General features: G+C 62.4%; 17 protein-coding genes. 13 read left to right on the top strand and 4 right to left on the bottom strand.

Translation table 11 applies throughout. From position 1 onward, the window contains the following. Positions 1-8 precede the first annotated feature (8 nt). The 9 genes from H0Z09_RS16940 (at position 9) to H0Z09_RS16900 (ending at position 9,196) form a co-directional block, all read left to right on the top strand. Positions 9-887 (top strand): polysaccharide deacetylase, encoded by an 879-nt coding sequence (locus H0Z09_RS16940; protein ID WP_003210406.1) that lies wholly within the window; start codon positions 9-11, stop codon positions 885-887. A 31-nt stretch (positions 888-918) separates the two neighbouring features. Next, positions 919-2,259, top strand: a complete 1,341-nt coding sequence (locus H0Z09_RS16935; RefSeq protein ID WP_186691566.1) for an MFS transporter — start codon at positions 919-921, stop codon at positions 2,257-2,259. Between the two features lie 10 nt (positions 2,260-2,269). Then, positions 2,270-3,031 (top strand): SDR family NAD(P)-dependent oxidoreductase, encoded by a 762-nt coding sequence (locus H0Z09_RS16930; protein ID WP_186691563.1) that lies wholly within the window; start codon positions 2,270-2,272, stop codon positions 3,029-3,031. Positions 3,032-3,169: 138 nt separating this feature from the next. After that, complete coding sequence (locus tag H0Z09_RS16925; RefSeq protein ID WP_124357205.1) at positions 3,170-3,919, top strand: SDR family NAD(P)-dependent oxidoreductase; 750 nt, start codon at positions 3,170-3,172, stop codon at positions 3,917-3,919. Between the two features lie 13 nt (positions 3,920-3,932). Beyond that, positions 3,933-4,232, top strand: coding sequence for a hypothetical protein (locus H0Z09_RS16920; RefSeq protein ID WP_186691561.1), 300 nt, complete (start codon positions 3,933-3,935; stop codon positions 4,230-4,232). After that, positions 4,229-5,203 carry a GTP-binding protein gene (locus H0Z09_RS16915; RefSeq protein ID WP_076951345.1) on the top strand — a complete coding sequence of 325 codons (975 nt, stop codon included), beginning with the start codon at positions 4,229-4,231 and terminating at the stop codon, positions 5,201-5,203. Before H0Z09_RS16920 ends, H0Z09_RS16915 begins: the two co-directional genes overlap by 4 nt. Continuing rightward, entirely contained in the window at positions 5,200-6,375 is a 1,176-nt protein-coding gene (locus H0Z09_RS16910) for an extracellular solute-binding protein (RefSeq protein ID WP_186691559.1), read from the top strand. The genes H0Z09_RS16915 and H0Z09_RS16910 overlap by 4 nt, the downstream gene beginning before the upstream one ends. 155 nt (positions 6,376-6,530) lie before the next feature. Next, positions 6,531-8,921, top strand: a complete 2,391-nt coding sequence (locus H0Z09_RS16905; RefSeq protein WP_186691556.1) for an EAL domain-containing protein — start codon at positions 6,531-6,533, stop codon at positions 8,919-8,921. Then, positions 8,921-9,196, top strand: a complete 276-nt coding sequence (locus H0Z09_RS16900) for a hypothetical protein (RefSeq protein WP_186691554.1) — start codon at positions 8,921-8,923, stop codon at positions 9,194-9,196. Before H0Z09_RS16905 ends, H0Z09_RS16900 begins: the two co-directional genes overlap by 1 nt. 84 nt (positions 9,197-9,280) lie before the next feature. Here H0Z09_RS16900 and H0Z09_RS16895 read toward each other — a convergent pair whose 3' ends face one another. Both H0Z09_RS16895 and H0Z09_RS16890 read right to left on the bottom strand, forming a co-directional pair. Beyond that, the gene (locus H0Z09_RS16895; RefSeq protein ID WP_076951352.1) at positions 9,281-11,692 is read right to left on the bottom strand and encodes a glucose/quinate/shikimate family membrane-bound PQQ-dependent dehydrogenase; all 2,412 of its coding nucleotides are present in this window, start codon (positions 11,690-11,692) and stop codon (positions 9,281-9,283) included. 451 nt (positions 11,693-12,143) lie between these two features. Then, the gene (locus H0Z09_RS16890; protein WP_186691552.1) at positions 12,144-14,162 is read right to left on the bottom strand and encodes a TonB-dependent receptor; all 2,019 of its coding nucleotides are present in this window, start codon (positions 14,160-14,162) and stop codon (positions 12,144-12,146) included. A 139-nt stretch (positions 14,163-14,301) separates the two neighbouring features. Between H0Z09_RS16890 and H0Z09_RS16885 the strand changes: the two genes are divergently transcribed. Further along, the gene (locus H0Z09_RS16885) at positions 14,302-14,535 is read left to right on the top strand and encodes a VF530 family protein (RefSeq protein ID WP_048720273.1); all 234 of its coding nucleotides are present in this window, start codon (positions 14,302-14,304) and stop codon (positions 14,533-14,535) included. 4 nt (positions 14,536-14,539) lie between these two features. Then, the gene (locus H0Z09_RS16880; RefSeq protein WP_186691550.1) at positions 14,540-15,163 is read left to right on the top strand and encodes a Pr6Pr family membrane protein; all 624 of its coding nucleotides are present in this window, start codon (positions 14,540-14,542) and stop codon (positions 15,161-15,163) included. A gap of 114 nt (positions 15,164-15,277) precedes the next feature. Here the strand turns inward: H0Z09_RS16880 and H0Z09_RS16875 are convergent, their stop codons facing one another. Together H0Z09_RS16875 and H0Z09_RS16870 are read right to left on the bottom strand one after the other, a co-directional pair. Further along, positions 15,278-16,045: a siderophore-interacting protein gene (locus tag H0Z09_RS16875; RefSeq protein ID WP_186691548.1), complete on the bottom strand. Its 768-nt coding sequence runs from the start codon at positions 16,043-16,045 to the stop codon at positions 15,278-15,280. After that, complete coding sequence (locus tag H0Z09_RS16870) at positions 16,042-16,581, bottom strand: PadR family transcriptional regulator (protein ID WP_186691546.1); 540 nt, start codon at positions 16,579-16,581, stop codon at positions 16,042-16,044. The genes H0Z09_RS16875 and H0Z09_RS16870 overlap by 4 nt, the downstream gene beginning before the upstream one ends. Before the next feature lie 480 nt (positions 16,582-17,061). Between H0Z09_RS16870 and H0Z09_RS16865 the strand changes: the two genes are divergently transcribed. After that, on the top strand, positions 17,062-17,550 hold the full coding sequence (locus H0Z09_RS16865) for a CS1 type fimbrial major subunit (protein WP_186691544.1): 489 nt from the start codon (positions 17,062-17,064) through the stop codon (positions 17,548-17,550). 107 nt (positions 17,551-17,657) lie between these two features. Continuing rightward, entirely contained in the window at positions 17,658-20,180 is a 2,523-nt protein-coding gene (locus H0Z09_RS16860; protein ID WP_186691541.1) for a CS1-pili formation C-terminal domain-containing protein, read from the top strand. The last annotated feature ends 9 nt before the right edge of the window (positions 20,181-20,189 follow it).

The following is a 20,189-nucleotide window of genomic DNA, read 5'->3' as shown; positions in this document are numbered from 1 at the left end:
GACACACCATGGCTAAAGACATCCTCTGTGCATTCGGCGTCGACGTTGACGCCGTCGCCGGCTGGCTCGGTTCCTACGGCGGCGAAGACTCGCCGGACGACATCTCCCGCGGTCTGTTCGCCGGTGAAATCGGTGCGCCACGCCTGCTCAAACTGTTCGAACGCTACGGCCTGCGCACCACTTGGTTTATCCCCGGCCACTCGATGGAAACCTTCCCCGAGCAGATGAAGGCCGTGGCCGACGCCGGCCACGAGATCGGCGTGCACGGCTACAGCCACGAAAACCCGATCGCGATGACCGCCGAGCAGGAAGAAATCGTCCTCGACAAGTCCATCGAACTGATCACCCAGGTCACCGGCAAGCGCCCCACCGGCTACGTGGCGCCATGGTGGGAATTCAGCAAGGTCACCAATGAGCTGCTGCTGAAAAAAGGCATCAAGTACGACCACAGTCTGATGCACAACGATTTCCACCCCTACTACGTGCGCAAGGGCGATACCTGGACCAAGATCGACTACAGCCAGCACCCCGATACCTGGATGAAGCCCCTGGTGCGCGGCGAAGAAACCGACCTGGTGGAGATCCCGGCCAACTGGTACCTCGACGACCTGCCGCCAATGATGTTCATCAAGAAAGCCCCCAACAGCCACGGCTTCGTCAACCCGCGTCACCTGGAAGAAATGTGGCGCGACCAGTTCGACTGGGTCTACCGCGAACACGAACACGCCGTGTTCACCATGACCATCCACCCCGATGTGTCCGGCCGCCCGCAAGTGCTGCTGATGCTCGAGCGCCTGATCGAACACATCCAGAGCCATGCCGGCGTGCGCTTCGTCACCTTCGACGAAATCGCCGATGACTTCATCCGCCGTCAACCGCGTACCTGAACCTTTGCTCCCACCCCCTGAGGCGCGATTTATGTCCATCTACAACAAGCTTGACCTGACTGGCTGGAAACCCCGGCAACTGACCTCCCAGGAGGTGCGTTTCGCCACCTGGATCGCGTTTTTCGCCTGGGTGTTTGCGGTGTATGACTTCATCCTGTTCGGCACCTTGCTGCCGGAGATCGGCCGGCATTTTGGCTGGGGTGAAGTGGAGCAAGCTGAAATCGCGACCTGGGTGGCGGTGGGAACCGCCGTGGTCGCCCTGGCCATCGGCCCGATCGTGGACAAGCTGGGGCGCCGCAAAGGGATTATTTTCACCGTGGCCGGTTCCGCGCTGTGCTCGGCGCTGACGGCGATTGGTGGAGCGTGGGGCAAGTCGCCGCTGATCCTGATCCGTTCGCTGGGTGGCCTGGGTTATGCCGAGGAAACCGTCAACGCCACGTATTTGACCGAGTTGTACGGCGCCTCCGAAGACCCACGGCTGACCAAGCGTCGCGGTTTCATCTACAGCCTGGTGCAGGGCGGCTGGCCGGTCGGCGCGTTGATCGCCGCCGGGTTGACCGCGCTGTTGCTGCCGATCATCGGCTGGCAGGGCTGCTTCATCTTTGCTGCGATCCCGGCTGTGGTCATCGCGATCATGGCGCGCAAGCTCAAGGAGAGCCCGCAGTTCCAGATCCATGAACGCATCAGCCAACTGCGCAAAAGCGGCGCGGTGAGCGAAGCGCAGAACGTCGCACAAACCTACGGCGTGGACTACGACGAGCACAGCAAGGCCGGTCTCAAGGCCGCCTTCCGTGGCCCGGCCCGGCGTGCCACGCTGGTGATCGGTGCCGCGCTGTTGCTCAACTGGGCGGCGATCCAAGTGTTCAGCGTGCTGGGCACGTCGGTGATCGTCAGCGTGCACCACATCTCGTTCGAGAACTCGCTGATCATCCTCGTGCTGTCGAACCTGGTGGGCTATTGCGGCTACCTGAGCCACGGCTGGATGGGCGACAAGATCGGCCGTCGCAACGTGATCGGCCTGGGCTGGATGCTCGGCGGGTTGTCGTTCGCCGGGATGCTGTTCGGCCCGAGCAACATGGCGATGGTGGTCGGGTTGTACAGCCTGGGCCTGTTTTTCCTGATCGGCCCATATTCGGCGGCGCTGTTTTTTATCAGCGAGAGTTTCCCCACCAGCATCCGCGCCACCGGTGGCGCGATCATCCATGCCATGGGCCCGATCGGTGCGGTGGTCGCAGGCTTTGGTGCGACCCAGGTGTTGTCCGCCGGCAGTGACTGGCAGACCGCCGCGCTGTGGTTCGGCGCCGTGCCGTGCTTTTTGTCCGGCATGTTGATGTTTGCCGCGCGCCATGTGCGTCCGGAAACCGTTCAGTAAGGAGTCAATGATGAGCCGTAAAGTTGCCTTGATTACCGGCGCCGCCAGCGGCATCGGCCAAGCCCTCGCCGTGGCTTATGCGCGCCATGGCGTGGCGGTGGTCGGCGGGTACTACCCGGCTGACCCGCATGACCCGCAGGCCACCGTCAACCTGGTGCAGGCCGCCGGCGGCGAGTGCCTGATGTTGCCATTGGACGTGGGCGACACCGCCTCGGTGGATGCCCTGGCCGCGCAAGCCGTGCAGCATTTTGGTCGGCTGGATTACGCCGTGGCCAACGCCGGGTTGCTGCGCCGCGCGCCGTTGCTGGAGATGACCGATGCGCTGTGGGATGAGATGCTCAATGTCGATCTCACGGGGGTGATGCGCACCTTCCGCGCGGCGACCCGGCATATGCACGAAGGCGGCGCGCTGGTGGCGATTTCCTCGATTGCCGGTGGCGTGTACGGCTGGCAGGAACATTCGCACTATGCCGCCGCCAAGGCCGGCGTGCCGGGGTTGTGCCGGTCGCTGGCGGTGGAGTTGGCGGCCAAGGGCATCCGCTGCAATGCGGTGATTCCGGGGTTGATCGAAACGCCGCAGTCCCTGGATGCGAAGAACTCGCTGGGGCCGGAGGGCTTGGCGAAAGCGGCGAAAGCGATCCCGCTGGGACGGGTAGGGCGTGCGGATGAGGTGGCGTCGCTGGTGCAGTTCTTGACCAGTGAAGCCTCGAGCTATCTGACTGGCCAGAGCATCGTCATCGACGGCGGCCTGACTGTGCGCTGGCCTGACTGACTGTACTGAATCAAAAATGTGGGAGCGGGCTTGCTCGCGAATACGGTGGGTCAGCCAATACATGTATCGACTGATACACCGCATTCGCGAGCAAGCCCGCTCCCACATTGGAACTGTGTTTTTTCGGGAGATTGTTACATGCCCCAACTGACTAATCGCCGTGCCGTCATCACCGGCGCCGGCAGCGGCATCGGTGCCGCCATCGCCCATGCCTACGCCGCTGAAGGCGCGCGCCTGGTGCTGGCCGACCGCAACGCCGCCAGCCTCGCCGAAACCGCGATCACCTGCCGCAACCTCGGCGCCGAGGTGTTCGAGTGCCTGGCCGACGTCGGCACGGTCGAAGGCGCCCAGGCCAGCGTCGACCGTTGTGTCGAGCAGTTCGGCGGTATCGATATCCTGGTCAACAACGCGGGCATGCTCACCCAGGCGCGTTGCGTCGACCTGTCCATCGAGATGTGGAACGACATGCTGCGCGTCGACCTCACCAGCGTGTTCGTCGCCAGCCAGCGCGCCCTGCCGCACATGCTCGCGCAGCGTTGGGGGCGGATCATCAACGTCGCCTCGCAGCTGGGCATCAAGGGCGGCGCCGAACTGACGCATTACGCCGCCGCCAAGGCCGGGGTGATCGGCTTTACCAAGTCCCTGGCGCTGGAAGTGGCCAAGGACAATGTGCTGGTCAACGCCATCGCCCCCGGCCCCATCGAGACGCCATTGGTCAGTGGCATCAGCGATGACTGGAAGCGCGCCAAGGCCAAGGAACTGCCCCTGGGCCGCTTCGGCCTGGCCGACGAAGTGGCGCCGACGGCGGTGCTGCTGGCCAGCGAGCCGGGTGGCAACCTGTTCGTTGGCCAGACCCTCGGCCCGAACTCCGGCGATGTCATGCCATGAGTGAGGTGTAGCCATGTGCGGACTCTGCGGTTTGCTCGGCGAAGACCTGCATTGGAGCGACCCTCTGGGCGATGAGCTGCCCAGGCGCCGTGAACGCCTGCGCCGCATCGCCGCGATCAACCAGGTACTGGCGGTATTCCGGCTCAAGGTCGAAGACTTTCAGGGCGCCTCTTATCTGCTGCTTGGCGCGACCGGCAAGCAAGCGCTGGCGAGCGGCCTGGATCAACTTTGGCGAGCGGCCGAAATCATGCTCGGTCGTCCGTTGGACCCCCTCGACCCGCGCCTGTTGGATTACTTGGAGTCCACCCCATGAGCATCGCCCTCAACGTCATTACCGGCTTTCTCGGCAGCGGCAAGACCACCTTGCTCAAGCGCCTGCTGCAGGGTGAAAGCCTGGGCGACACGGCGTTGCTGATCAACGAATTCGGCGATGTCGGCATCGACCATCTGCTGGTCGAGGAAGTCGCGCCGGACACGGTACTGCTGCCCAGCGGCTGCGTGTGCTGCTCGATCCGTGGCGAGCTGAAGGAGGCGTTGCTGACCTTGCTGCAACGTCGCGAGCGCGGTGAAATCCCGGCATTCAAGCGGGTGATCCTGGAAACCACCGGCCTGGCCGACCCGGCGCCGATCCTGGCCACGTTGAATAACGACGTGCAACTGCGCGGGCGTTTTCATATCGGCCTGGTGATTACCCTGGTGGACGCCAGCCACGCCGCGCTGCAGGAGCGCCTGCACCCGGAATGGCTGGCCCAGGTGGCGGCGGCGGATCGCTTGCTGTTGAGCAAGACCGACCTGGCGGGCGACTGCGCACCACTGCGTGCGCACTTGCGCGCGCTGAATGCCGGCACGCCGATCCTGGATACCCATGCCATTCACAGCGGCGACCAATTGCTGCTGGGCGAAGGCCTGCGCAGTGCCGAGCCCGCCGTTGAAGTCAGCCGCTGGCAGCTGCATCAAACCACCACGGCCACTCACGGCGCCGCGCAAGTGTGCAGCCTGACCTTCGACCAGCCTTTGGACTGGGTCGGTTTCGGGGTGTGGCTGTCGATGCTGTTAAGATGCCACGGCGAACGAATCCTGCGTGTCAAAGGACTGCTCAACGTGAACGCCAGCAACGCCCCCATCGTCATTCATGGCGTGCAGCACTGCCTGCATGCGCCAGTGCATCTGCCTGCGTGGCCGGGCAGCGACCGTCAATCGCGCCTGGTGTTTATCCTGCGCGGCCTCGACCCTGCGCTGTTGCGCCGCTCCTTTGATGTGTTCTCGCGACGGTTCGCCGCATGATCACCTTAAGGGTCCTCGGCACTTCGGTCACCTTGCTTGAATGCCTGCGCGTGCGGGCCGAGCAGGAACTGGGCATTCGCCTCGTGTATCAGGTGCATGACGTCGAACAGGCGCAGCGCATCGCCGTGATGCAGCCCGACAGCTACGACCTGTACGACCAGTGGTTTCACAACGTCGACTTCGTTTGGCCGGCCCGGGCGATCCAACCGATCGACACCCGGCGCATCGCGTTGTGGCATGAGATCAATGACCTGCCCAAGCGCGGGCGCCTGTCGCCCGATGATCGCCTGGGCAGCGGCAGCGTGCCCAGCGAGCGGTTGTTCGTGCAGCACGATGGCAGCCTGGGCAGCACGGTCACCGAGCGCATCAGCATGCTGCCCCTGACCCACAACGCCGACAGCTTTGCCTACCGTCCCGAACGGCTGCCCGAGGGTTTCTGCCACGGCAACGAAAGCTGGGGCTGGCTGCTCGACCCGGCGTGGCGTGCGCGCACGGCCTTGCAAAGTGACGCCGCCATCGGCGCCCTGGATGCCGCGCTGGCGGTGCAGGGGGCGGGGCTGGCCAGCTTCAGGGACATCGGCAACATGAGCATCGAAGAGATCGATGTGCTGGCCGACATCCTGGTGCGTAAGCAGAAGGAAGGGCACTTTGCGGCGTTCTGGTCCGATGACGAAGAAGCCGCCCAACTGATGCTCAGCCCGAGCATCGATATCCAGAGTCTGTGGTCGCCGACCTTGATGCGCCTGCACCGCGCCGGGGTGAAATACCGCCTGGCAGTGCCACGTGAAGGCTATCGGGCCTGGTTTGGGGGCTTGTCTTTATCGCGCCATGCCAAGGGGCCGGTGCTGGATGCGGCCTACGCGTATTTGAATTGGTGGCTGTCGGGCTGGCCGGGGGCGGTGATGGCGCGGCAGGGCTACTACATCGGTAACCCGGCCCGTAGCCGCGATCACTTGAGCCGTGCGGAGTGGGATTACTGGTACGCGGGCAAACCAGCGCGGGAGGAACTGCCGGGCAGCGATGGCCTGCCGCTGATCGACATCGGCGAAGTGCGCGACGGCGGCTCCTATGAACAACGCATGGGGCATATTGCGGTGTGGAACTCGGTCATGGACGAACACAACTACCTGGTGCGGCGCTGGGGGGACTTCATGCGCGCCCGAAGTGTTTGATGAGGTCAACTTGGCGTCGCCAATAAACCGCCGCTAAAAGCCCAGGTTTTATTGGGTGCGCTTACCCCGAGTCCCAGCTACTCTGTTCAAATCCAATATCCATGAAAAAAATGGATATTTTTTTGACGGCAGGTCAGCCCTCGCAGGGAATGCACATGACACCGGGACGCAGCGGCACGGAAAGGCGAAGGCGGCCGGGGGGCGCCGCAACGAGGTGGCGCCATACGTTCCAAACCCGCATCGCCGCGGTACTGGCCCTGTTGCTGCTGGTGGTGGTCGCCGCCACCTACTTTGCCGTCAAGGCCGCCACCACCCGCGCCGTGGAAAACCAGGCGCAAGTCCAACTGCGTACCGGCCGACAGGTGTTCGAGCGCCTGCTCGACCTGCGCGGGCAGCGCCTGCAATACGGCCTCGACTGGCTGACCGCCGATCTCCCTTTCAAACACGCCGTGGCCGCAGGGCAGACCGCGCCGATACTTGCCACCCTGCGTCGCCACGGCACGGGGATCCGTGCCAGCGAAGTCTTCGTGTTGGACCTGGCCGGCAAGGTCATGGTCAGCACCTTGCCGGTGCTCACCCGTGGCCAGCTATTCCCCTATGACCAGGCCCTGCGCCATGCGCGGCGCAAAGGCCTGCAGAGGCTGATCGTGGCCATGGACGGTCGGCCCTATTTACTGGTGCAGGATGAAGTGCTCGACCCGCTGCCCATCGCGCGCATCGTCATGGGCTTTCCCATGGACGCACAGTTCGCCAATGAACTGCGCTCCATGAGCAAGCTGGACGTGTCGTTCCTCTGTATGCACAACGGCGAGCCGGGCCCCTTGCTCAGTACCCAGCCGCAGGCTTACCAGGCCGCTACCCTTGACCTGTTGCGCGACGGGCCTGTCGACCCCGAGCCGATGATCCATGTGTTCCACGGCCAGCGCGTGTTGAGCCAGGTGCTGCCGCTGGCCAATACCGGTAATGGCGACGACGTGCGGGTGTTGTTGCAAAGCCCGCTGGACCACGCGCTGGAATCCTTTGCGCCACTGGACCGGCAGTTCCTCGGGATTGCCCTGGCGGTGCTGCTGGTGTCGCTGGCCGGTGCGTTGTTCCTGGCACGGCGTGTGTTGCGCCCGCTCAATGCCTTGGTGCAGGCGGCCGAGCGTATTGGTGACGGTAATTACCAGACCCCCGTGCGGGTGCGCAGCAACGATGAGTTCGGCTTGTTGGCCCGCGCCTTCAACGCCATGCAAAGCGGCATCGCGGTGCGCGAGCGGCAACTGGCGCACAACGCCCTGCACGACCCGCTGACCGGCCTGCCCAATCGCGCCTTGGCCATGGAGCGCCTGGGCAGTGCGATCAGTGCGCGGCGGCCCGTGGTGTTGCTGTACCTGGGGATCGAAAACTACCGGGTCATCAACGAAGGTTTTGGCCCCGAAGGCGTTGAAGAAATGCTGCGCGAGGCCAGCCGCTGCCTGTCCATGAGCCTGCTGCCCAGTGACACGGCGGCGCGCATCGCCGGCAGTGAGTTCTTGCTGTTGCTGGAAAACACCCAGGTCGATCGCGCCGTGGCCCGTGCCGACCGCCTGTACGCGCTGCTCACCGAACCGCAGCGCATCGGCCATGATGAACTGCGCCACGAAGTGAGCATCGGCATCGCCGCTTACCCCGCCGACGGCCAGCAGGTCGAAGAATTGATCAGCCGCGCCGCCATCGCGCGGCATGACGCCGCAAGCCTGCCGGGGCATTTGCAGGTCTACCAACAGGACCGCGACCTGGCCCATCAACGCCAGATCACCCTGATCCGTGACCTGCGCCGTGCCGCCCCCGAAGGCGAATTGTTCCTGTGCTACCAGCCCAAGCTCGATCTCAAGCATGGCCATGTAGGCCAGGCCGAAGCCCTGTTGCGCTGGCAGCACCCGACCCTGGGGCAAGTGTCGCCGGCTGAATTCATCCCCCTGGCCGAACGCACCGGCAGCATGAACAGCCTGACCCTGTGGGTGATTGAAGAAGCCATCCGCCAGATCGGCGAATGGGCGCGGCGCGGCATGCTGGTCGAGCTGTCGGTGAATATCTCGGTGGACGATCTGGCCGATGATGACCTGGCGATTCGCGTCACCGCGTTGCTGATGCAGTACCGGGTCGAGGCCGCGCAATTGATTTTCGAAATCACCGAAAGCGCGATCATGCACAACCCGCAACAGGCCCTCAGCGTGCTCGAACAATTGCGCGGCTGCGGCATCAGCCTCTCGGTGGATGACTTCGGCACCGGCTACTCGTCGCTGGCGCAATTGCAGCGTCTGCCGGTGCAGGAGTTGAAGATCGACCAGTCGTTCGTGCGCAACCTCAACAGCACCAGCGGCGACGGGGTGATCGTGCGCTCCACCATCGAAATGAGCCACAACCTGGGGCTCAAGGTGGTGGCCGAAGGCGTCGAGTTTGCCCCCAGCCTCAAGTTGCTCAAACAGTGGAACTGCGATACCGCCCAGGGCTATCTGATCAGCCGGCCGTTGAATGCGATGGCCTTCGAAATGTGGATGCGCCGCGCGCGGGAGTCCCTCTAATGGACGCCGCCGATTCAAATCTGGGAGCTGGCTTGCCTGCGATAGCCAAGGTATCTACACAATTTTTAAAGGCTGAAAAATCTCCCTGTAGTGAGCGGGCTTGTCCCGCGCTGGGCTGCGAAGCAGCCCCAAACCAGGCGACCGGATTCTACCTGAAGCTCGGCGATGCCTTTATTGGGGCGGCTTCGCCACCCAGCGCGGGGCAAGCCCGCTCACTACAGGGATACTTTTCAGTCGTTGAGAGTTGTGTAGATACCTATGGCTATCGCAGGTAAGCCACACACAGGTAGATTTTTCTTGCTTATGAAAAAGGCGGCTACCTTTGCAGGGTAGCCGCCTTTGTCTTACCGCCGATGAAGTCAATCCGGTAGTTTGAACGCCATCACATAGTCACCCTGCTTGGTGCCCAGGGAACCGTGACCGCCCGCCATGACCAGCACGTATTGCTTGCCGTCCTTGCCAGTGTAGGTCATCGGTGTGGTTTGCGCGCCTGCCGGCAGGCGGCCTTCCCACAGTTGCTTGCCGTTTTTCACGTCATAGGCACGCAGGTACTGGTCGAGGGTGCCGCTGAGGAAGGACACGCCGCCGGCTGTGGTGAACGTGCCGCCCAGGCTCGGTACGCCCATGCTCAACGGGATCGGAACCGGCGAGCTGTCACGCACGGTGCCGTTCTTGTGCATCCAGATGGTCTTGTGGGTGGTCAGGTCGACCGCTGCCACGTAGCCCCAGGCCGGTGCCTGGCACGGCAGGCCCATGGGCGACAGCATGGCTTCGAGGATCACGCCATACGGCGCGCCTTTGTTTGGCTGCACGCCTTCGGTTTCGCTGACGCGCGGGCCTTGCTTGGCGATGTCGGCAGCCGGGATCAGCTTGGACTTGAACGCCATGTAGCTCGGGTTCACGAAGGCGATCTGACGCACCGGGTCGACGGAAATGCCACCCCAGTCGAACACGCCGAAGTTACCTGGGTAAACGATCGAACCCTGCAGCGATGGCGGGGTGAACGGGCCGTCGTAGCGCAGGGATTTGAAGTCGATACGGCACAGCATCTGGTCGAACGGCGTCACGCCCCACATGTCACGCTCTTTGAGCGGCGGCGGCATGAAGTTCAGCTCCGACTTGGGTTGGGTAGGGGAGGTACGGTCACCCGCCACTGCGCCCTGCGGCACCGCCACTTCGTGGATCGGCACCACCGGCTGGCCGGTTGCGCGGTCCAGCACGTAGATGCTGCCTTGCTTGGTTGACGCCATCACGGCTTGCTTCACGCCGGCTTCAGTCTTGATATCGATCAGCGACGGCTGGCCGCCCACGTCCATGTCCCACAGGTCGTGGTGGGTGAACTGGAAGGTCCACTTCACGTGGCCGCTGTTGATGTCCAGGGCGGTCAGGCCGGCGGCGTATTTTTCGGAATCGTCGGTACGGTCGCCGCCGTACTGGTCAGGCATCTGGTTGCCCATCGGCAGGTACAGCATGCCGAGTTTTTCGTCCACGGCGAACATGGACCACATGTTCGGCGAGTTACGCGTGTAGGTCTTGCCTTCGGCCAACGGCGTGGTGTCGTCCGGGTTGCCGCTGTCCCAGTTCCACACCAGTTTGCCGGTGTGCACGTCGAACGCGCGGATCACACCGCTGGGTTCGTCGACGGAGACGTTGTCGGTCACGTGGCCGCCAATCACTACCAAGTCCTTGGTCACGGCCGGTGGCGAGGTGGAGTAGTAACCGCCTGGGGCGAAGCTGCCGATATTGGCACGCAGGTCGACCTGGCCTTTGTCACCGAAGTCTTCGCACATCTTGCCGGTGTCGGCGTTGAGGGCGATCAGACGGGTGTCGGCGGTCGGTACGAAAATGCGTTTCGGGCAGGCGGTCGGCGCGGCCGCCGGGCTGGCGCTGCCGGTCGGGCTTTGTTCGGAAGCATAGACGGCGTCATCGTGATACGACACGCCACGGCAGGTCATGTGCGCCCAACCCTTGAAGTTCTCGGCGCCCTGGCTGCTGATCTTCGGGTCGAAGCGCCAGATTTCCTTGCCGGTGTCCGGGTCCAGGGCAATCACCTGACTGTGCGGCGTGCACACGTAGAGCATGCCGTTGACTTTCAACGGGGTGTTTTCCGCGGTGGTCTCGCCCGGATCGTTCGGGCCAGGGATGTCACCGGTACGGTAGGTCCACGCCGGCACCAGCTTGTGCGCGTTTTCCGGGGTGATCTGCGCCAGTGGCGAGTAGCGATCGCCGTAGGCCGAGCGACCGTAGGAGTTCCAGTCGCCATCCGCCTGGGCTGGCGCTGCATTGGCCATGCCCGGTACCGCGTCGCGGTCCAGTTGGCCTTTGATCTCGCCAGGGTTGGTGAATTGGCTGGCAATGGCAGCGGCGCCCGCCAGCACCACGGCCACGCTCAGTGCGCCAGTGCCCAGCGGGGCAGGTTGGCCGCGCAGCAACGGACGGCGAAACCACGGAAGCAGCATGACGATGCCGAGGGCAAACAGCAGTGCAAGGCGCGGCACCAACTGCCACCAGTCCAGGCCCACTTCCCACAGGGCCCACAGGGTACTGGCGAACAGCACCAATGCGTACAGGCCCAGCGCAGCGCGGCGGGTGGCCAGCAGCAGGACGCCGGTCAGGGTGATGCCGATACCGGCCAGCAGGTAGTACAGCGACCCGCCGAGCATCGTCAGCTTGATACCCCCGGCCAGCAAGGCCAGGCCCATGATCAGCAGCAAGACACCTAGCAGCCTGGGCAGCAGGCGGCTTGGGCTCGAAGCACCGTCAGCGCTCATAGTTGTATTTCTCCGTTACGTTGGAATTGTGTCCCCGTGTTTCTTCACTGTAGATGACGATTCGACAGGGGCATGGTTCAGTGCAAATTCGGGTTTTCTGAGGACTAGCAGGGTTATCCACAGGCGGGCGATTTATCCCCAGGCGCGGGTCTGTAAAAGACAGCGCTGTCTTGAGGACGGGGGAAATTCGGCAAGATGGGGTCGACCGCGGAAGTGAAACGTTTCAGTTTGTTGCGGGCAAGGATAAAGGGAGTGGGCGTCTAGAGAAAGCGCAAATCGCAAGATGCATCATTTCAGAATTGGTAACAGTGACTAAATGTCGCTGCAAAAGGCGACGGGAAATGGTATGTGTGGGAGCTGGCTTGCCTGCGATTGCATCGCCTCGGTGCAACTGGAATACCGAGGTGTCTGTATCGCGGGCAAGCCCGGCTCCCACATGGATTGGGGAGGTTTAGAAGGTTGTGCGCACGCCAAATTGCACGCTTCTGCCCGGCGCCGGCGCAATGTCCCGCAAGATCGAGCTGGCGTAGCGCACCGTCTGGTTGGTCAGGTTTTCACCATTGACGAACGCCAGCCATTGGCTACCGCCCATGTTGAAGCGATACCCCGCGCTCGCGCCCAGGGTTGTGTAGCCATCGGTGCCGCTTTCGTTATCCGGCACGCGGCCCTGGCCGGCCGCGTGTTCCACGTCGATGCGTGCCTGCCAGCGGTCCAGTTCCCACAGCAAGCCGCTGTTCAAGCGCAGCGGAGCGATACGTGGCAGGGCTTCGCCGGTGTCCAGGTTGGTGGCGCGGGTATAGTCGCCCGACAGTTCCAGTGCGAACTTGCCGTAGGCACTTTCGCCAAGCTTCCAGTGATCCTGGGCTTCAAAACCGGCGAAACGTGCACGCACGCCGGAGTATTTGTATTCAGGAATGCCGCCTGCTTCTTCCTCGCCGTCATCGTTGAGCGTACGACCGCTGCCCAACAAGCCGATGTAATTGGAGAAACGGCTGTAGAACACGCCGAAGCTGCCTTTGTGCGTGCCATTGTCAAAGCGCAGGGCCAGATCGCTGGACACGGCTTTTTCTTTCTTCAGGTTTGCGTCGCCCAGTTCATAGGTGCCGGTGGCGACGTGGGCGCCGTTGGCATACAGCTCATAAAAAGTGGGCGCGCGTTCGGTGTAGCCCAGGGTCGCGGCCAGGGACCAGACCGGTGTAAGCGTGTAGACCGCCCCCGACGACAGGCTGCCGGCGGTGAACTCATTGCTGTTGTCGGCCCCGGCAAAGCGTGCGTTGCCCTTGGCGTCCGGGTCGACGCTGGTGTGCTCCAGGCGCCCGCCGAGGCTGAGTTTCAGGCGCTCGGTGGCTTGCAGTTGTTCGAGGATAAACAGCGCGCCGGCATTAGTGTCGGTCTGCGGCACGAAGGCTTCTTCACCCAGGGCCGAGAACTCGTTGCGGGTCACTTGGGCGCCGACGACGCCGTCGAACGGGCCGATGGGCTGGTGACGCGCCTCCACACGCGCTTCATAGCCCTTGTTCTTGAACACCGTGCCGGTTTCGCCGCCTTCGATTTCGCGGTGTTCGTAGTCGGTGTAGCCGGCGTCGATTTTCACCGAGGTAAACGGGCCTTGCAGGTTGCGGATTTCCGACGCGAAGGCGTAGTGATCCTGTTTCATGCGGATGCGTACATCCTGCTCGGCCGGGGAACCATAGTTCGCGTCATAGCTGCTGTAGGACACGCCGGCGTAACCGTCATCCCAGGTGTAGGAACCGCCCAGCGCACCGCCGTCCTGACGTCCGTCGCTGTTGCCCAGGCGGCCGTTCTTGCCGGGGGCGTCGTCGGTGGCCGGGGCGTGGCGGCTGCGTGCCTGGCCGGGAATTTTCAGGTCGTTGAACTCCCGTGCATTCGCATCCAGGTGCAAGGCCAAGGTGCCGTTGCCGGCCTCCAGCCTGCCGGCGCTGCTTCGCGTGGTGTCGGCGCCGCCGTAGCGCAATTCACCGGCACCGTGGATGCCTTCGATGGCTTCGGTGGGGATGCGGTTGTCGAAGGTGTTGACCACGCCACCGATGGCGCTGCCGCCGTACAACAAGGCAGCCGGGCCCCGCACGATTTCAATGCGATCGACGTTGACCGGGTCCAGCGGCACCGCATGGTCGTAGGACAGCGACGACGCATCCAGCGCGCCCACGCCGTTGCGCAGGATGCGAATGCGGTCGCCATCCTGGCCACGAATGATCGGCCGGCTCGCGCCTGGGCCGAAGTACGAAGACGACACGCCAGGCTGCTTGTTCAGGGTCTCACCCAGGCTGCCTTTTTGCTGCAGGGTCAGGTCATCGCCTTCCAGTACGGTGGTCGGCGAGGCGAGCTGTTCGTTGCCCAGCGGGTTGCCGGTGATGACTTGGGGTTGCAGCTCAAGGGCATGGGCTTCGGAGCAGATCAGCAGCGCGGCGGCAAGCGGGGTCAAGCGCCACAGGGAGGAGAGGGACATCGGACATTCCTTGGCAAAACGACGAAAAGATTTGAGATGTATAGTTACAATATAACATCTCTTTTTCGCTGGGAACGGGAACTTTTATCGATCGTGCTAAAGTGCGCAGCTGTGTTTTCCATTTGGTAAAAGGCCCGGCATGACCGCGACAAGCAACGACCCGCTCCACGGCGTAACCCTGCAGCACGTCCTCACCACCCTGGTTGAACACTACGAATGGGCGGGCCTGGCCGAGCGCATTGATGTGCGCTGTTTCAAGAGCGACCCGAGTATCAAGTCAAGCCTGACCTTCCTGCGCAAGACCCCTTGGGCGCGGGAAAAAGTCGAGGGCTTGTACGTCAAGCTGATGCGCACCAAACGCCCGCTGGACTGATCCCATGAAGCGGTTTACAGCGGCAGCCGCCCTGGCCGGTTGGGCGGGGTTGGTGATTCAGCAGTACCTGATTTTCTATTCGCGCTGGGAGTCCGGCGCCAGCCTGCTGGGCGGGTTGATCAACTTTTTCAGTTTCTTCACCGTGCTCACCAACACCCTGGCGGTGGTGGTGTTGAGTTATGCGTGGGTGGCGCGCGACAGTGCGGCGAAACGGTTTTTCAGCGGGCCGGTCATCAGCAGTGGCATCACCGTGAGCATCCTGGTGGTCGGCCTGGCCTACAACCTGCTGCTGCGTCATTTGTGGCAACCCGAAGGCTTCCAATTCATTGCCGACGAGTTGCTGCACGACGTGATGCCTGTGCTGTTTTTTATCTATTGGTGGCGGTGCGTACCCAAGGGCCACTTGCGGCTCAAGCACATTGCCGGCTGGGTGGTTTACCCGCTGGTGTACTTCGGTTATGCGCTGTTGCGTGGGGATTTGCTCGGGCAGTATCAGTACCCGTTCATCGATGTCCTGACGCTGGGTTATCCACAAGTGTTCGTGAATGCCGGAGGGATTCTGGCGGGGTTTGTGGTGATTGCATTGACCGTTGTAGGCCTCGACACATTCCTGAAGCGAGCACGGTAAAAACTGTGGGAGCGGGCTTGCTCGCGAATGCGCAGTGTCAGTCGCCAGATGTGTTGGCTGACCCACCGCTTTCGCGAGCAAGCCCGCTCCCACAGGGTTAACCGCGTCAGGTTCTTACTCTTCTTCGCTGCCCTCGGCCCGCCAGTAACCCACCGCCTTGAGGTATTGCTCATTGACCTTATGCGTGTCCAGCAGCACGCGGCGGACCTGGCGCGACAGTTTGGTTTCGGTCGCCACGAAGCTGTACAACATGCCGCCTGGCGGCGTCAGGTTGCGCACCGTTTCGAGCAGGTCGTCCTGGCCGCGTATCACCCAGATCACTTGCACATCGGCGGCACTGTGCAGCGTTTGCTGCTCCGCCGCATTAGCGATTTCAATCACCGCCAGCACCTTGCGCCCAGCCGGCAGTTCTTCCAGGCGGCGACCGATGGCCGGCAGGGCGGTTTCATCGCCGATCAGCCAATAGCTGTCGAACATATCCGGCACGATCATCGAACCGCGTGGCCCGCCGATGTACAGGTGCTGGCCGACCTGTGCCTGCTCGGCCCAGGTGGACGCGGGGCCATCGCCGTGCAGCACGAAGTCGATGTCCAACTCGCCGCTGCTTGGGTCGTAGCGGCGTGGCGTGTAGTCACGCATGGCCGGCTGTGGGCCATCGCCTTTGATGCTGAAGGTCGGGCTTTCCAGCGCGGCCTGTTCGGCGGCGTTCTGCGGGAACAGCAGCTTGACGTGATCGTCGCTGCCCAGGCTGATAAACCCCGCCAGCTCCGGCCCGCCCAGGGTGATGCGGCGCATGCGCGGGGTGACATCCATCACCCGCAGCACTTGCAGGCGACGACGTTTGATTTCGTGGGTGACGCGGTGGATGGTTTGCGTATTCATTGGTCTCTCCCGTCGGCAATGGCTTGAGCGGTGCGATTGAGCAGCGTGGCGACACGCACGATTTCTTCCGGGCTCCAGCGCCCGTGGTGCGCGTGCAGGGCGTGACGCAGGTTGTGCACCGCCTCGTGAATTTCGGGGGGGCGGTCCTGGCCGCGCAGCGAGCGTTTGCTCACGTCGATGCGCATGCGCACGCCGTCCACGGCAACCGCCTGTTCGCTCAAGAAGAGACGACCGGCGTCGGTGATTGTGTAGCGTTTTTTTCCGCCGTCGGTGTCGCCGGTGATCAGTTCGCTCTCTTCAAGAAACGTCAGCGTCGGGTAGATCACACCGGGGCTGGGGCTGTAGGCGCCGTCGAACAGGCTTTCGATGCGGCGGATCAGGTCGTAGCCATGGCACGGCTGTTCGGCGATCAGTGCCGGCAGCAGCAATTTCAAATCGCCCGGTGCGAACACACGGGGGCCACGGCCGCCGCGTTCGCGGCCCGGGCGTTTTTCGAAGCCGTCGCGGCCGTCGTGATGGGGGTGGTGCTCTCTCATTTCTCTGCGCTCCGTCTTGGTTAGATACAACGTAAGATATATCTTATTCGGCGCGCAATTTTCCCCGACCAACGGTCGTGCGCCGTGTCAGGTTATTTAATGTCGAGGTGGAAGTTGCCGATATAGCAACTAGAGTAAATGCTCAATTTGCTCGAATGGCGTAATTGCCGGGCTATTGCTGAATATGTAATCCGCTTCGTACAGATCTTATTCATGCTAAATTATTCTTGTTTGAAGTCACGTAGTCCGATTCTTACGGATAACTTTAAAGTTTTGGCAAAAAGCCATAATTTTCTTATAAGTTGCATCGCGCTTTAACTACGCAACTAAGCGAATCGGACGGCATACGTCTTTTGGATCGGTCTTGATACTTGCCTGGCGTTGAGGGTCCTACGACTTTCAATGCAATTAGTTGGAGAAAAAACAGTTTTTTCCAGCTGTTCTAAGAACCCCCTGATTTTTAGATAACAGGTAATAACCATGTTCAAGAAGCTTGCTTTCGCCGTGCCGTTCGTTGCTGCCGCCCTGAGTTCCTCGGTAGCCTATGCCGTTGACGACGCGCGTTCAGCCATCAATATCAAGGCCGACATCCCTACCAAGCAGTTCCATGCTCAGCCACGGGATCCGAACTTCGGTAAAGATGAAACCATGAACTACAACACCGTCAGCGGTGAGTTGAGTTCCCTGCGCGCCACCTTCGATGTGAAAAACACCGACGGTTCGGTGCATGCCTACATTGAAGGTGGCCCGACCGCCGCTTCGTTGTACAACGGCTCCGACAGCATCCCGCTGACCAATACCTTCAACGGCGTCGTACTCACCGCCACCCCGCAGGAAGTGGTCGATGACCCCCAGTCCACCCCTGGTACCCAGGCTGACCTGGTGATCAGCGCCGCCAAGCCGGCCGATACCCAGAACGGCCTCTATACCGCCAGCTACACCGTGATCTTCGACGCCGTACCGCGCTGATAGAAAACCTGTGGGGATCAGGATGAGCCCCAGTGTGTGTGCAAAGGGTCGGTGGCCGTTCTGGCCGCCGACCTTCCTGACTGTCCGTACTGACGAGTATTCCGTTGATGTTTGCGAAGACGCCGATTGCGGCCGCGCTTGCGCTGTTGCTGTGGGGCAACGCTTTTGCCGCGCCGACCGCGCCTGGCACTACGCCGGGCAGCCTGCTGTCTCAATCCGAGGGCTTGCCCAAGGATTTCGAAGCGCACTTTTTTGATGTACCGCTGGCGGTACGTGTTGAACTCGACCAGCAGTTTCTCGGCGAAGCCATGATTGTGCTGGGGCGAGACGACCGCATTACCTTATTGGAATTCACCGACATCGGTGACAGCAACTTCACCGCTTCCGAACGCGACACCTGGCAGCAACTGCTGCAACAGGGCGCGCCTCTGGGCGGGTGTGAAAGCAGTTGCCCGGCGCAGCTGTTGGCCATTCATTACAGCCTGGAAAACTCATTGGTCTCGATCCTGACCGAGAACATCGAACGCAATGCCGATATAAAACGCTTCTACGACCAGCCCGAAAGCGGTAGTCACGGGTTGATCATAAATAACCAGTTGAACCTCACGGGCGGCGAGAACGAAGAAGTGGGCGGCCGTTATGGCCTGGAGGCCAGTTCCAGCATCGGTAACTGGACCCAGGCGTTCAACTTGCAAGTGTCACGCTTCGGCGGCACGGACACCACGCTTTACCACGCAGTGCACGAGCTTTACACCCAGCGCGAACTGGAAGGCAACTTCGTGCGCCTGGGCTATTTCACCCCTGGTTCCGATGGCCTCACTCGGCAGATCCGTTCTTTCGGCGCCAGCCCCGACACGGCGGTGGGCGTGATGTACGGCAGCTCCGACAGCCTGCTGATCAACAATCCCAAGCCGAGCGTCTACCCGATTTATGTCACCGCCAGCCGCCAAGCCGCCGTGGAAATCTACCGCAATGGCCTGTTGATCAACACCCAACCGGTGGCCGCCGGGTTGCAGACCCTCGACACACGCGCCTTGCCCGGTGGTATTTACGAAGTCGAAGTGCGCCTGATCGAAGATGGCATCACCACCGCTACCACCCAAGAGCTGGTGTACAAGCCCAACAACTGGCGCAACCCCGACGAACGCTGGCGCTACAACACCTTTGTCGGGCGCGAAACCAAGCTGTTAAGCAACTGGGAAGAACAATCCAGCGGCTTCATGACCTACGGCGCGGGGATCAACTACTTGGCACACCCTCGGGTGATCCTCGGTCTGTCGACCCGCAAGGTCCGCGAAACCATGCAGTTCGGCAGTTCCATCGACTGGACACTGGCCAGCAGCACGAGCCTTTACGCCAACGTCTACCAGACCCAGGACCACGGCACCGGCATGGACCTGCAAGGCATGTACAGTTACGGCCACGGTAGCATCGTGCTCAGCCACAACCGCAGTTGGCTCGACACCACGCGCACCTATCAGCTGTTGCCCGACGGCACCCGTCTGCAAAATCGCAACACCTTTATCGGACGCACCAGCAACTCTTCGTTGTCGATCAACCATCGCCTGAGCAACAAAAGTTCGATCAGCTCGCGGCTGTCCCACAGCCAGGGCAATATCGAAGGCGTTGGCCTGGACCTGGGCTGGAACCAGCGCAGCACCTTATTCGGCAGTGACGCCAACTGGCGCCTGTCGGTGTTCGATCGCCCGGCCACTTCCAGCACCGGCGACAGGCGCAACCGTGGCGTCGACCTCAGCGTCAGCCTCGCCCTCGGCTCGCCCGGCGAGCAATGGTCGGCGAGCATCGGCACGCGTACCGCGCGCGACGGCACCCGCGACAACAATGGCTCGCTGACCTACCAGAAGACCCTCGACGACCACCTGCTGCAGAGCGTCTCGGCCACCGCCATCGCCGATACCTACGGCGTCGGCCTGTCCGGGCGCGCCAGCTTCCAGAACGACGCAGTCTACGGTGACACCTTCGTGCAGCGTTCCTCCTACAACGAACGCCTCACCGGTGGCCTCAACCTCAGCAGCACCGTGGCCGTGGGCGCACAGAAAGCCGTGCTCAGCAGCCAGCACCAGGGCAGCGGCGCGGGCATGATCGTCGATATAGAAACCGACCTCGACGACATCACCCTGCGCGCCGACGACCTGACCGGCGGCAGCGTCGCCCTGCGTCCCGGGCGCAATTTCGTGCCGATCACCGCCTACAAGAACAGCGCCTTGAGCTTCGACTTCGAAGGCAACCATCCGCCGGCCGCGAGCATCGTCCCGAACCGCACCCGCTACCACCTGAACAAGGGCGGGGTGGACTACCGCAAGATCAGCGTGATGAAAACCGTCACCGTGCTCGGGCGCCTGGTGGACGAACGCGGCAAGCCGCTCAAGGGCCATCACGTAATCAACCACGCCAGCCGCGCGGTCAGCGAAGTCGATGGGTTCTTCTCGATGGAGATGAATGCCGGCTCGCCGACGCTTGAAGTGCGCTACGCCAACAACCTGCTGTGCCAGTTCCGCCTCGACCCGAGCAAGGCGCGCCAGGAAAGCGATGTGCTGTTGATCGGCGATCTGCGCTGCACGCCGGACACCCTGGCGGACGTGGCGATCAATGATCGGGCGGCGGGCTAACCCATGAGA

The sequence above is a fragment of the Pseudomonas sp. SWRI18 genome (genome assembly GCF_014268345.1).
GTDB lineage: Bacteria > Pseudomonadota > Gammaproteobacteria > Pseudomonadales > Pseudomonadaceae > Aquipseudomonas > Aquipseudomonas cedrina.
Note: the sequence above shows the minus strand (reverse complement) of the source record. Positions and strands in the feature narration are given on the sequence as shown.

Excerpts from the sequence above, each read along its gene's own strand:
- H0Z09_RS16870 (WP_186691546.1), bottom strand. The coding sequence starts at position 16,581 with ATGAGAGAGCACCACCCCCATCACGACGGCCGCGACGGCTTCGAAAAA.
- H0Z09_RS16900 (WP_186691554.1), top strand. The coding sequence starts at position 8,921 with ATGGACGCCGCCGATTCAAATCTGGGAGCTGGCTTGCCTGCGATAGCC.
- H0Z09_RS16915 (WP_076951345.1), top strand. The coding sequence starts at position 4,229 with ATGAGCATCGCCCTCAACGTCATTACCGGCTTTCTCGGCAGCGGCAAG.
- H0Z09_RS16935 (WP_186691566.1), top strand. The coding sequence starts at position 919 with ATGTCCATCTACAACAAGCTTGACCTGACTGGCTGGAAACCCCGGCAA.
- H0Z09_RS16905 (WP_186691556.1), top strand. The coding sequence starts at position 6,531 with ATGACACCGGGACGCAGCGGCACGGAAAGGCGAAGGCGGCCGGGGGGC.
- H0Z09_RS16930 (WP_186691563.1), top strand. The coding sequence starts at position 2,270 with ATGAGCCGTAAAGTTGCCTTGATTACCGGCGCCGCCAGCGGCATCGGC.
- H0Z09_RS16895 (WP_076951352.1), bottom strand. The coding sequence starts at position 11,692 with ATGAGCGCTGACGGTGCTTCGAGCCCAAGCCGCCTGCTGCCCAGGCTG.
- H0Z09_RS16880 (WP_186691550.1), top strand. The coding sequence starts at position 14,540 with ATGAAGCGGTTTACAGCGGCAGCCGCCCTGGCCGGTTGGGCGGGGTTG.
- H0Z09_RS16875 (WP_186691548.1), bottom strand. The coding sequence starts at position 16,045 with ATGAATACGCAAACCATCCACCGCGTCACCCACGAAATCAAACGTCGT.
- H0Z09_RS16925 (WP_124357205.1), top strand. The coding sequence starts at position 3,170 with ATGCCCCAACTGACTAATCGCCGTGCCGTCATCACCGGCGCCGGCAGC.
- H0Z09_RS16885 (WP_048720273.1), top strand. The coding sequence starts at position 14,302 with ATGACCGCGACAAGCAACGACCCGCTCCACGGCGTAACCCTGCAGCAC.
- H0Z09_RS16940 (WP_003210406.1), top strand. The coding sequence starts at position 9 with ATGGCTAAAGACATCCTCTGTGCATTCGGCGTCGACGTTGACGCCGTC.
- H0Z09_RS16910 (WP_186691559.1), top strand. The coding sequence starts at position 5,200 with ATGATCACCTTAAGGGTCCTCGGCACTTCGGTCACCTTGCTTGAATGC.
- H0Z09_RS16860 (WP_186691541.1), top strand. The coding sequence starts at position 17,658 with ATGTTTGCGAAGACGCCGATTGCGGCCGCGCTTGCGCTGTTGCTGTGG.
- H0Z09_RS16890 (WP_186691552.1), bottom strand. The coding sequence starts at position 14,162 with ATGTCCCTCTCCTCCCTGTGGCGCTTGACCCCGCTTGCCGCCGCGCTG.
- H0Z09_RS16865 (WP_186691544.1), top strand. The coding sequence starts at position 17,062 with ATGTTCAAGAAGCTTGCTTTCGCCGTGCCGTTCGTTGCTGCCGCCCTG.
- H0Z09_RS16920 (WP_186691561.1), top strand. The coding sequence starts at position 3,933 with ATGTGCGGACTCTGCGGTTTGCTCGGCGAAGACCTGCATTGGAGCGAC.